The organism is Acidovorax sp. LjRoot204 (assembly GCF_056175785.1).
Map to the genome: position 1 here is coordinate 1 of NZ_JBGFFF010000135.1, position 12,095 is coordinate 12,095.

The following is a 12,095-nucleotide window of genomic DNA, read 5'->3' on the forward strand; positions in this document are numbered from 1 at the left end:
TCACCGAAGTGACCGAAGGCCTGCAAGCCCCCGCGCATGAGACGGTGGACGCCGGTGGCCTGCTGGTCAGCCCGCCGTTTGTGGACGCGCATTTCCACATGGATTCGACCCTGAGCTACGGCCAGCCGCGCGTGAACGAGAGCGGCACCCTACTCGAAGGCATTGCGCTGTGGGGCGAACTCAAGCCCACGCTGACACACGACGCCATCGTGCAGCGCGCGCTGCAGTACTGCGACATGGCCGTGGCGCGCGGGCTGCTGGCCATCCGCTCGCACGTTGACACCAGCCACCCGAGCCTGCTGCCCGTGCAGGCCCTGCTGGATGTGAAACAGCGCGTGGCGCCCTATCTGGATCTGCAGCTGGTGGCCTTTCCGCAAGACGGTGTGCTGCGTGCGCCCGGCGGGCTCGACAACCTGAAACGCGCGCTGGACATGGGTGTGGATGTGGTGGGCGGCATTCCGCACTTCGAGCGCACCATGGCCCAAGGGGCCGAGAGCGTGAAGATCCTTTGCGAACTGGCGGCCGAACGGGGCAAACGCGTGGACATGCACTGCGACGAATCCGACGACCCGCACTCGCGCCACGTGGAAACCTTGGCGTACGAAACCCAGCGCCTGGGCCTGCAGGGCCGCGTGACGGGCTCGCACCTCACCTCCATGCACAGCATGGACAACTACTACGTGAGCAAGCTGATGGCACTGATGGCCGAGGCCGCCCTGGGCGTGGTGGCCAACCCGCTCATCAACATCACGCTGCAAGGCCGCCACGACACCTACCCCAAGCGCCGGGGCATGACCCGTGTGCCCGAGCTCATGGCTGCGGGCCTGACGGTGGCGTTTGGCCACGACTGCGTGCTCGACCCCTGGTACAGCGGCGGCAGCGCCGACATGCTGGAGGCCGCGCACATGGGCCTGCATGTGGGCCAGATGACCAGCCAGGCTGCGATGCGGCAGTGTTTTGATGCGGTGACGGTGAACCCGGCACGCCTGCTGGGGCTGGAGGGCTACGGTATCGCCCCCGGCTGCCATGCCGACCTGGTGCTGCTGCATGCGCGCAACCCGGTGGACGCCATCCGCCTGCGGGCCACGCGCCTGGGTGTGTGGCGGCGCGGCCAGCGGCTGGCCAGCAGCCCGGCACCCGTGGCGCAACTGCACCTGCCCGGGCGGCCTGGCAGCGTGGATTTCGCATCGAATTAGCCCCAAGCGCTAGTGGATAATGCTTTTGCAGCTATATATTCGATAGCAAAAAGTCATCCTTGCATTCAGGCCATGCGCGCAATGGTCTTGCGAAACCGCGCCAGCGCCAGGCTGAACAGCACCGCCCCAATGCCCAGCAGCCACACCAGCGATGGCCACACCACCGCCCAGCCCGCGCCCCGATAGAGGATGGCCTGGGCCAGCTCGGTGAAGTGCGTGGTGGGCGCCAGGGCCATGCCGTACTGCACCCACAGCGGCATGCTCTCGCGCGGGGTGACGCCGCCCGACAGCATCTGCAGCGGCATCATCACCAGCACCATCAGCAAGCCAAACTGCGGCATGCTGCGCGCCACCGTGGCCATGAAGATGCCCATGGACGTGGTGGCAAACAGGTGCAGCGTGGCCCCCAGCAGAAACAGCGGTACCGAGCCCTCGATGGGCACACCAATCGCCCAGCGGATCACCGCCGTGAGCGACACCCAGGTAGCGACCAGCACCACCAGCGCCATGGCCCAGACCTTGGCCAGCATGATCTCGCCGGGGGTGACGGGCATGACCAGCAGGTGCTCCACCGTGCCATGCTCGCGCTCGCGGATCAGCGCGGCGCCGGTGAGGATGATGGAGAGCATGGTCACGATGTTGATCAACTCCATCAGCGAGCCAAACCACGCGGGGTTCAGCGCCGGGTTGAAGCGCGAGCGCACCGTCAGCTCGATGGGCTGGGCGGCCACGGCGCGGTCGCCCTGCACAAACTCGGCCACCTCCAGCTGCACGATCTGCTGCACCGCCCCGTTGGCTGCAAACGCCTGCCCCATGCGCGTGGCGTCGATGTTGAGCTGCACCTGCGGCACCCGGCCCGCCAGCACATCGCGCTGGAAATGGGCGGGGATGTGCAGCACCAGCGTGAAGCGGCCAGCGTCCAGGCCCGGGTCCACCTCGCGCATGCTGATCATGGCGGGGCGTGTGAACTGGGGCGCGTAGAACGCGGTGGCGATGCGCTGGGACAGCGCCGAATCGTCCTCGTCCACGATGGCAATGGGCACGTGGTGCAGCGTCTCGGGCTGCGCCATGCCCGCCGAATACACCGCCAGCGTGGTGGTGTAGACGATGAGGAACAACATGGCCGGGTCGCGCCACAGGCTCCACAGCTCCTTAATGCCTAACCGAAAGATGTTCGACCACCGTCCACGCAGCGCCATGTCAGGTCTCCTGCTTGCGTAACAGCAAGATCGCAGTACCGACGATGACCGGCACCGCCACCAGCATGGGCCAGAACTCGGCCTGCAAATCCTGCAGGCCCAGCGCCTTGTTGAACACGCCCCGGCTGATGGTGAACATGTGGCTGGCCGGGTAGGCCTCGCCCACCCAGCGCGCAAAGCCGGTCATGGACGACACGGGGTTGATGAGCCCGGCGAACTGCACGGCCGGAATAATCGTGCCCACCATGGCAAAGAACATCGCCGCAATCTGGCTGCGCGTGACGGTGGAGGCCAGGAGGCCCATGCCCGTGGAGCACAGGCTGAACACCACGGCGGCCAATGTCAACGTGGCAAAACTTCCCGTCATCGGCACGCCAAACACCGTCACCGCCGCCAGGCACATCAGGCCAAAATTAAACAGCGCCAGCAGCACATAGGGCAGCTGTTTGCCCAGCATGAATTCGGTGCGCGTGGTGGGCGTGACATACAGGTTGATGATGGAGCCCAGCTCCTTCTCGCGCACCACCGCCAGGGCCGTGAGCATGGCAGGCAGCATGAGCAACAGCAGCGGAATCACGGCGGGCACCATGGACGGCAGGCTGCGCACGTCGGGGTTGTAGCGGTAGCGCGGCTCCACCTCCAGCAGGCCCCGGGGCACGGTGCCTGTGCGGCTGCGGCTTTGCTCCACCAGCCACTGCTGGTGCAGGCCCTGGGCATAGCCGATCACGGTTTCGGCCCGCTGGGGCATGGCGCCGTCCACCCAGGCGCCGATCTGCACGGGCTGGCCGCGTGCCACATCGCGTGCAAAGCCGGGCGGGATCTCCAGCGCCAGCGATATTTCGGCGGAGCGCATGCGTGCATCCAGCTCGGCGTAGGTGGTGATGGGCGGCTGCTCGGTGAAGTAGCGCGAGCCCGCCAGGTTCAGCGTGTAGGCGCGGCTCAGCGCAGTCTGGTCTCGGTCCAGCACGGCAAAGCGCAGGTTCTCCACGTCCATGCTGATGCCGTAGCCCATCACGAACATCAGGATCAGCGAGCCCAGCAGCGCCATGGCACCACGCACCGGGTCGCGGCGCAGCTCCAGTGCCTCGCGCCACTGGGTGCTGTGGATGCGGGCCAGGCTTTGGCGCAGGCGGGTGGGCCAGGTGGGAGTGTTGGGCACGGACACCGGCGATAGCGCAGTCGTGCCCGAAGCCGCCGCGGACACAGGAGCCTGGGCCGTGCCCGCAGCATCTTCCAGGTAGCCGATGAAGGCTTCTTCCAGCGTGGCGGCGCCGCGTTTGGCCACGATGTCCTGCGGCGCAGCACTCTCCAGCACACGCCCCGCGTGCATCAGCGAGATGCGGTCGCAGCGCTCGGCCTCGTTCATGAAGTGGGTGGAGACGAAGATGGTGACCTTGTCGCGCCGCGCCAGCTCCACCATCAGGCGCCAGAAGTTGTCGCGCGCCATCGGGTCCACGCCCGAGGTGGGCTCGTCCAGGATCAGCAGCTCGGGCTGGTGYACCATGGCCACGGCCAGCGACAGGCGCTGGCGCATGCCCAGGGGCAGTTTCATGGGCAGTGCGCTGCGGGCGGCCTGCAGGTCAAAGCGCTCCAGCATGGCCGTCACGCGCGTGGGCACCTCGGTCTCGGGCACGTGGAACAGCCGGGCATGCAGCACCAGGTTCTGCTCCACCGACAGCTCGCTGTACAGCGAAAACGCCTGCGACATGTAGCCCACGCGCCGCCGCGTGGCCATGTCCTTGGGGTCCACCGGTTGGCCAAACAGCCAGGCCTGCCCGTCGCTGGCGGGCAGCAGGCCGGTAAGCATCTTCATGGTGGTGGACTTGCCGCAACCATTGCTGCCCAGAAAGCCAAAGATCTCGCCCCGCTGGATGCGAAAGCTCACGTGGTCCACCGCCACAAAGTCGCCAAACCGCATGGTGAGGTCGCGCGCCTCGATGGCCACGTTGGTCGCGTCGTCTGCCTGCGACCTGTCCAGCGGCGGAATCTGCACCGCCTGGTGGCCCCGGCGCTTGGCCTCGGGCAGCAGGGCCACAAACGCCTGCTCCAGCGCATCGTGCCCAGTGCGGGCCATGAGCTCGGCAGGCGTGCCCGTGGCCAGGATGTGGCCTTCGTCCATGGCCACCAGCCATTCAAAGCGCTGGGCCTCTTCCATGTAGGCCGTGGCCACGATCACGCTCATGCCCGGCCGGGCGGCGCGGATGCGGCCGATCAGGTCCCAGAACTGGGCGCGCGCCAGCGGGTCCACGCCGGTGGTGGGCTCGTCSAGGATCAGCAGGTCGGGGTCGTGGATGAGCGCGCAGCACAGGGCCAGCTTTTGCTTCATGCCGCCCGAGAGCTTGCCCGCRGGCCGCGCCAGGAATGGGTGCAGACCGGTGCTGCGCGTGAGTTCATCGATGCGCCGGCGACGCTCGGCCGCGTCGTGCCCGAACAGGCGGCCAAAGAACTGCAGGTTCTCTTCCACCGACAGCGTGGGATACAGGTTCTTGCCCAGCCCTTGAGGCATGTAGGCGATACGGGGGCACACCCGGCTGCGGTGGCGGCTTTGGGCCATGTCGCCGCCCAGCACTTCTACCGTGCCCTGCTGCACTGCACGGGCGCCCGCCACCAGCGCGAGCAGGCTGGACTTGCCCACGCCATCCGGCCCGATCAGGCCCACCATGCGGCCTGCGGCCACTTCCAAATCGATGTCTGTGAGCGCCACCGTGCGCCCATATCGCTGGCCCACGCCACGCAGGCGGGCCACGGGTGCAACGCCGCCGGGGAGGCTCACTGGTCCGCCTTGATGGCGAGGTTGGCGGGCCATTCCACGGCGGGGTCTACCCGCAGCCAGGCCACGCCGGGCAGGCCGGTCTTGACCTGCTCCTGGTGGCGCAGCAGCAGCGCCTTGTCGATCTGCGCGCGCACGCGGAACATGAGCTTCTGGCGCTCGCTGGCGGTCTCCACCGTCTTGGGCGTGAACTGCGCGGTGCTGGCCACAAACGACACGGTGGCCGGGATCACAAAGCCCGGTGCGGCATCGAGCACGATGCGCACCTCGCTGCCCAGTGCTACCCGGCCCGCCACGGTCTCGGGCAAAAAGAAGGTCATGTACACGTCGCTCAGGTCCACCAGCTGCAGCACGCGCGCACCTGCGCCCACCACCTCGCCGGGCTGCACCACGCGGAACTGCACCCGGCCGTCGCGCGGCGCCTTGAGTTCGCTGTCGGCCAGCTCCACATCAATGCGCGCCAGTGTAGCCTCCAGCGCACGCACATTGGCCTCGGCACTGGTCACCTGCGTGCGCGACGCACCAATGCCCGCCTGTGCGGCCTTGGCCTGTGCCTTGGCAGCCGTCACAGCGGCCTGCTGGCTACGTACCTTGGCGCGGTCATCGTCGAGCAACTGGCTGGAGAAAAAGCCTTCGCGCGCTAGCTGCTCAGAGCGCGGCAGGCGGCGGCGGGCGGTGTCGAGGTCGCTCTCGCGCTGGGCCACCACGGCCAAGGCGGCCTGGTAGTCGCTCTCGCGCTGGGCCACCTGCACCTGGGCACTGCTGATGGCCAGTTGCGCCTGCTGCAGCCGGGCCACGGCCTCTTCGCGCTGGGCCTGCAGGCCGTCGATCTGCATGCGGGCCAGGGGCTGCCCCGCCTTCACAAAATCGCCCTCGGCCACCAAAACATCGAGCACACGCCCCGCCAGCTTGGTGGCCACGGCAATCTCGGTGGCCTCGATGCGGCCATTGCCGCTCACAAACCCGGGGCCGGGCCCCTTGGGCTGCCAGGGCGCCCACCGCACGACCAGCACGGTGCCCAGCAACAACAGCGCTGCGGCGGCCGCATAAATTTTCCACTTGCTGCCCATGGCTCTGATCCCTTTTGATGCGGAGGCAGGAGCGCATTTCCAGTCACGTCAGCAAAGGCGCCTCACCTCAAAATGCATCGTAAGCGCAGCGCCTTCATGGGCTGCTCGTGGCCAGCCGCCTCGCTTGACTTGCATCAATTTCGCTGCAATTGCGCGGGGCTTCCGCATGCGACACAAGCTAGCCGCTGCGGGTTCTGAGAGGCGTCGCGTCGGTTGCCGGAGACTGCCCTACCCGCGCCCTTCAAAGGCCGACAGGTGGTTGGCCAGGTGCATGGCATGCGCTTGCTCGTACTGCGACCGGCTCAGTGCACCATAGGCAAAGTGAGGCTGCAGCGCCCCCGTGTGGATGGCAAAGTCCTGCACCGCCTGGCGCAGGCGGGCCATGGCGGCCGATGTGTCCGTGGCCTGCGCATCCAGCGCAGGTGCGCCCGGGATAGGCTCTGCCAGATTGTGGCTCATGCGTCCCCGCAGGGTAAACACCTTGAAAGCTGCAGCCCCCAGGGTGTTCTGGAACAGCGCAGATTTGGGCAACGGAAAACCCTGCAGCGAGTATTCAATGCTCTGTGCGCAATGCACCAGCGTCTGTGCCCAGGTCCAGGCCGTGGCAGGTTCCAGCGCGTGGACGGAAACTGCGTTCAGCCGCTCGGCCTCGCGCATCGCATCGTGCAGGGTGGCAAATACCAGCTGCCTGTCGTTGTCCGGCTGGTGCAGAAAATACCCGGCAGCACCAGCCGCTGCGAGCGCCACCCCCGTGCCGATGGCCAGAAACGCCCTCCGGTCGGGCGCTGCAGGCGGCGCAGAGGGCGAGGGGTGCGTGGCTGTGGGGGTAGCGACTTTGGGTGCGCCAGAAGGGGGTGGAACTGCCATGGGGTTGTCTGCCCGCATCACCGGGGGTGGTGTGAAAGCGTTGATTGTGCCGGGCAGCGCCTGCATTGTGCCCCCTGCGGCCATCACCAGGGTCGGGCAGCCGACACAGCCCGCCATGGTGCAGGACTGCAAGGCCTGGGCGCCTTCCCGGCGCTCCGCTGCGCCTAGGCCGCCAGGGTGGTTGGTGCGGCCGGCGCGGGGGTTGCAGTAACGGGGACCAAGGGCGCTGCTGGGGCCACCGTCATCTCCACCCGGTTGCGCCCTCGCTCCTTGGCCAGGTACATGGCCTCGTCCGCACGCTGCAAGGCCGTACCCGCCGACTCGCTGCCCGCGCACAGGGTGACGCCAACACTCACCGTGAGCGCAATGCTGCGCTGCTCGGTCACCACAGGGTGTGCCTCTACCATGGCGCGCAGGCGCTCGGCCACCGCAATGGCACCACCGGCCCCTGCATTGGGCAAGAAGATCGCGAACTCCTCACCCCCCAGGCGGCCCATCACGTCTTCCTTGCGCAGGCAGCGCTGGGCCAGCATCACAAAATGGCGCAGCACATCGTCGCCCGCGCGGTGGCCCCAGCTGTCGTTGACCTTCTTGAAATGGTCCAGGTCCATCACCAGCACGGGCAACGTCGTCTGCGTGCGCTGGGCGTTGCTGATGGCCTTGTCCAACAAGGTCAGAAACGCGCGGCGGTTGAACACATTGGTCAGCGGGTCCACCTCGGCCAGGTGGCGCAGCTCGTTGGTGATGAACTCATTGGTCAGCATCAACGCGCCGAACGCCACCAGCACCACAGCGAGGGTGGACTCCAGAACCACAAACTGCGACAGCGCAGCCACTATGCCCGCCTCGGGCTGCGCCCCTTCGGCGGGTGCGGCCAGCTTGAACAATAAGGGCCGCACGAGCAAGAAGGCACCGTGCACACCCACCGTGGCCGCAAACAGGTACCGTGCGGGTACCTTGCGAAAACCGCCACGTGCCAGCGTGTGTGCAGCCGCAATGAATATCACCCCTGGCACCAGACCCGTCAGCACGATGCGCACCTGCACGTTAGGCTTCACCAGGGTAAAAAACAAGGCTGTCGCCAGCAGAAGCCCCAAGGCCAGAGCGGCAACACCATGCCCCAGGGGCGCCTTGCCCATGTACTCGCGTGCGCCCAGCAGGCACAGGTATGCAGTCAAAGCAATGGAAGACTGCGCCAGCACGACAGACAACGGCAGAGGCACATGGTCGCGCAGCAACAGGTTGATGCAGAACACAGTGGCGCAGAACAATGCCTGCGCCCAGAGGCGAAGTCCCGGAATACGTCTGTTGAAGAGCCACACCGCGGACAAAACGCCAGTGACCAGCGCTGCAAGAATGGCCGCGACGATAAGGAGGGTGGGGCTGTGCACAGAGGGTACGGGCAGGCGATGGAGTGGGGTTCACAACGCGACGCCATCGCTCAACGCCCGGCTGCTATCGCCTGCCGGCTGTGAGATGACTATCAACGTTAACAATGGTAACCGAGAGCATTGACTGCCCCGCGACGCTTTGCGGGCAGCAATGCAGTGCTTCAGCCGGCGCTTGGAGCCCCTCAGGCCATACCTCCTCACGTGGCCGTTGGGAGCACCTGTCAACCCACCACGTGGCATTCGCGCCGCAGCAGCGCCAGCGCATCGTGCATCTGGTAGTCGCGGTCGCTGGTCAGCGTGGCCTGCGCGTCTTGCACAAAACCAGACCACAGCGCCAGGTAGTCCTGCTGGAAGGCGGCAGCCGCGTGGCTGCGAATGAAGTCAGACGCCAGCTCGGGCTGCAGGCCAGACTTGCGGATCTTGCGCACCAGGCTGGCGGCGGTTTTCTCGGTGAGCAGCGTCTTCTTGGGCGCGCCGGCGGCCAGGCACAGAAACAGCGTGAGCAGCGAGTGCTCATCGTCGTTGCCCCCGGTCGCCTTGGTCCATGTCTTGCTGGCAGGCTGTGGAGGCTCATCGTCGTCCTCCAGCACATCCAGGCTGCGGTGAAAGCTGTCCACTTCGGCCAGAGGGTCGTCCAGCAGGAAGTAGCTTGCCCTGAAGGCGCCCATGGGGCGCAGCAGGGTGCGCAGCGGCGCAGCGGATTGCAGCAGCTTGGGCAGGTCGGCCAGCACGGTGGCGCATTGGGCTTGCAGCACGTCACGCAGCTCTGCCGGCACGCCGGGGGGCAGGCGCAGCGCCGTCGGCAGGGGTGCCTTCTTTTTGCGCAGTGCAGTCACCAGCTTTTCAAACACCGGGGCGCTGGGCCACTCACTCGCCGCCATGGCCTTGGGGTTCAGCGCCTGCATCAGCAGCCCTGTGCGGATCACGGCCTCGGCGTCGGCCCCGGCGGTTTCCAGCTCGTCGGTATCCAAGTCGTACTGCGCGGCCAGCCACTCGGCGGCGGCGATGGCCTGGGCGATGTGGCTGCGGCGGGCCAGCTCGGCGCGGTAGTCGGCATGGCTGCGCAGCGACCAGGCAGCCAGCAGTGGGGTTTCGGCATCCGCATAGCCGCCCATGCCGAAGTTGCTGCTCTCGGGCATGGCGATCAGGCGCTTGAGCATGTCCGAGCCGCCTTTGGAGCGCGACAAAAAGGAGTTGTCGCGCAGCGACACCGCCGCCTTGGCCAGATCACCGGCTGTGGTCTCCAGCAGGTACAGGCTGATCAGGTTGACCATGCGGTCCCGCGCCTTCTCGATCTCCGGGCGCAGAAACTCGCTGCCAAAGTAACGCGCGATCTGCACCATGCCCTTGGGCGCATCGGCATTGATGGCCGCCAGCCGGTCCGCGTCAATCAGGCCGTGCTGCACGCCGTAGACCAGCGCTTTTTCAAAGAAAGGGCGCGCGTCGTGCAGTTGCAGGGCATTGGCAGTAGCGACTGGTGCAGAAATTGAGGAAGGCGTGGGAGGCACGGTCATGTCTGAATCTATCGCGCTTCGCGCTGCTCATGGGCTATGAAACTGGCGCGGCCCATACCAGGACCGCCGCGCAAGGGCAGCCCCGCCGCGCTGGCGGTGTCCCCCTTCCCGAATGGCACAGCCATTCGAGAGAAGGGGGAAGGCGCGAAGCGCCTCAGGGGGTTGTTCACTAAATTGCAGACTCTTCGTCGGAAGCCCGTGCGGCAGGCGTGGCCTTGCCGCGGTCGGTTTCGCTGGTCTCGAACTTGCCATCGTCTTCTTCGGACGTCTCTTCGCCCTCTTCCAGTCCCTGGTCAAACGCGCGGGCCTTGGCACGCAGCACCAGCAGCATCTCGATGAACAGGTCGCGGCACTCATAGCGCAGCAGCCAGGCCATCTGCATCCAGTCGCGGTCGGCCACTTCATCGAGGTCGATGCGCGGCTGCACATAGCCCGAGGCCAGCAGCTCGTCGTCGCTCAGTGTGACGCCGTAGTCTTCGGTGGCGTCAAAGGTGCCGGTGCGGGCAAAGGCCTCGATGCGGCTCCACTTTTCGGCAAAGTAGTTGGCCAGGGCCTCGGCGCCACCCTCCAGGTCGCCAATCGCGGTGAGGAACTCCACCGGGTCGGCATCGTCGCGGAAGACCACGGCGTTGACCATGTTGCGCAGGTGGGTGTGGGTGAGGTCCTTGTACTGCTTTTCCAGCACCATCGCGCGCGCAAACTGCTCGGGCGTGACCAGCATGTTGACCACGGACGCCTTGGAGTCGTCGTACTCGCGCATCACGGCCAGGATGTCCTTGGGCGCCAGCTGGTCCAGCACCACCATCAGCGCGCCGTCGCCATCGCTGTCGGCCAGTTCGGCCAGCGCCGACTCGGCGCCCACGATGTCACCGGCCGCAATGAGGCTGGTGGTCTTGGTGATCAGGGCCAGGTGTTGGTTGCTGCTGCTCATGGTCGTCATTCCTTGCGCTCAAAGCCCACATCGGCCAGCCAGTTGGCGCTGGACTCTTCGCGCGTACGGCTGTTTTGCGGGTCCACCGCGTCGTCGGCACTCAGGGCGCTGTAGTCATCGTCGTGTTCGGCGGCATCTTCACCATCGTCCTCGGCATCGCTGTCGCCATGCGACGCTGCAGCCGGAGCCAGGCGCGCGTGCTGTTGCAGGTATTCCAGGCCGGCGGCTACCGTCAGAAAGCGTGCGCCCTGGGGCTCGCGCAACACGGTCTGGGCCAGACTCATTGCCCAGGGCTCCAACGCTACGGCATGGGTCAGGCTGTGCCAGTCGGGCAGCTCGTTCACCGGCAAGCCCAACAGATGCTCCAGTGCAGCCGGTTTGGTAAAGCGAAAGCCCCGGTGAAAGACCACGGCCACCATTTCGGGGGCCAGTTCCATCATCTGCACCAAAAACGCCATCTCGTTGCGCTTTTCGGCCAGGCGCTTGCGCAGAACGTCGTTGCCCTCGGAGTCGGACACCAGGTCGTCCAGCTCGGCCTGGTAGGCCGAGCGCAGGTCATAAAAATAGGGAGAAAGTTTCACAGGGCGGAAGGATGAGAAAGAATGCGTGCGCTGTAGGCCTGCCAGATCTCCTGGGCGGTCTGCAGCGGGTCGTCCAGCAGGTTGCGGCGGCGGTTGTCGTCATAGGCCTGGCGGGCGTCGTCGTCAGACAGCACCTCATAGGCCTTTTGCACCTCGGCAAAGCGCTGTGCGGCGTCGGGCGCCGTGTTGCGGTCGGGGTGGTAGAACGAGGCCTTCTGGCGAAAAGCCTTCTTGATGTCCGCCAGCGACGCGTTGGCCGCCAGCCCAAGGGCTGCGTAGTGGTCAGCAGTCATGAAACAGTCAGTCCGTCCGTCAAAGCCAGGGGCGCCATCCACGGCACCCTCTTCAGCACCTGTGTCGGCGCCTGCGCGCGCACATCAACCACCCAGGCTCACAAACACGTTTTGCACGTCGTCGTTCGAATCGATGGCCGCCAGGAAGTTCTCAACCTCCTCCAGCTGCTCAGCTGTGAGGTTGGCGGGGTTCACCGGGTTCTTGGGCTTGTACCCCAGCTTGGCGGACAGCACCGTGAAGCCGTGGGCGGGCAACGCGCGGCTGACAAGGTCAAGGTCGGTG

11 protein-coding genes are annotated in these 12,095 nt (G+C 66.4%); 1 reads left to right on the forward strand and 10 read right to left on the reverse strand.

The annotated features are described in order from the left end of the window. Positions 1 to 1,196, forward strand: a 1,196-nt coding sequence (locus AC04MI_RS19305) for an amidohydrolase family protein (RefSeq protein ID WP_476498452.1), incomplete at its 5' end; no start/stop codon positions are given. Positions 1,197 to 1,261: 65 nt separating this feature from the next. On the opposite strand, the gene AC04MI_RS19310 is transcribed toward AC04MI_RS19305, so the two are convergent. From AC04MI_RS19310 to AC04MI_RS19355, 10 genes are all read right to left on the reverse strand, one after another. Continuing rightward, positions 1,262 to 2,395 (reverse strand): ABC transporter permease, encoded by a 1,134-nt coding sequence (locus AC04MI_RS19310; RefSeq protein WP_436077489.1) that lies wholly within the window; start codon positions 2,393 to 2,395, stop codon positions 1,262 to 1,264. A 1-nt stretch (position 2,396) separates the two neighbouring features. Further along, positions 2,397 to 5,201 (reverse strand): ribosome-associated ATPase/putative transporter RbbA, encoded by a 2,805-nt coding sequence (gene rbbA / locus AC04MI_RS19315; RefSeq protein ID WP_476498453.1) that lies wholly within the window; start codon positions 5,199 to 5,201, stop codon positions 2,397 to 2,399. After that, positions 5,165 to 6,235 carry an HlyD family secretion protein gene (locus AC04MI_RS19320; RefSeq protein ID WP_436075283.1) on the reverse strand — a complete coding sequence of 357 codons (1,071 nt, stop codon included), beginning with the start codon at positions 6,233 to 6,235 and terminating at the stop codon, positions 5,165 to 5,167. Before AC04MI_RS19320 ends, rbbA begins: the two co-directional genes overlap by 37 nt. A gap of 228 nt (positions 6,236 to 6,463) precedes the next feature. Then, positions 6,464 to 7,102 (reverse strand): DUF1569 domain-containing protein, encoded by a 639-nt coding sequence (locus tag AC04MI_RS19325; RefSeq protein WP_436077492.1) that lies wholly within the window; start codon positions 7,100 to 7,102, stop codon positions 6,464 to 6,466. Between the two features lie 164 nt (positions 7,103 to 7,266). Beyond that, positions 7,267 to 8,373, reverse strand: a complete 1,107-nt coding sequence (locus AC04MI_RS19330; protein ID WP_436077493.1) for a GGDEF domain-containing protein — start codon at positions 8,371 to 8,373, stop codon at positions 7,267 to 7,269. 341 nt (positions 8,374 to 8,714) lie between these two features. After that, entirely contained in the window at positions 8,715 to 10,007 is a 1,293-nt protein-coding gene (locus AC04MI_RS19335) for a hypothetical protein (RefSeq protein WP_436077494.1), read from the reverse strand. A gap of 169 nt (positions 10,008 to 10,176) precedes the next feature. Next, positions 10,177 to 10,938 (reverse strand): hypothetical protein, encoded by a 762-nt coding sequence (locus AC04MI_RS19340; RefSeq protein WP_056746672.1) that lies wholly within the window; start codon positions 10,936 to 10,938, stop codon positions 10,177 to 10,179. 5 nt (positions 10,939 to 10,943) lie between these two features. Next, positions 10,944 to 11,519, reverse strand: coding sequence for a hypothetical protein (locus AC04MI_RS19345; protein ID WP_056746082.1), 576 nt, complete (start codon positions 11,517 to 11,519; stop codon positions 10,944 to 10,946). Then, the gene (locus AC04MI_RS19350; RefSeq protein ID WP_015014301.1) at positions 11,516 to 11,812 is read right to left on the reverse strand and encodes a DnaJ domain-containing protein; all 297 of its coding nucleotides are present in this window, start codon (positions 11,810 to 11,812) and stop codon (positions 11,516 to 11,518) included. Before AC04MI_RS19350 ends, AC04MI_RS19345 begins: the two co-directional genes overlap by 4 nt. A gap of 84 nt (positions 11,813 to 11,896) precedes the next feature. Continuing rightward, positions 11,897 to 12,095, reverse strand: a 199-nt coding sequence (locus AC04MI_RS19355) for a YebC/PmpR family DNA-binding transcriptional regulator (protein ID WP_476498454.1), incomplete at its 5' end; no start/stop codon positions are given.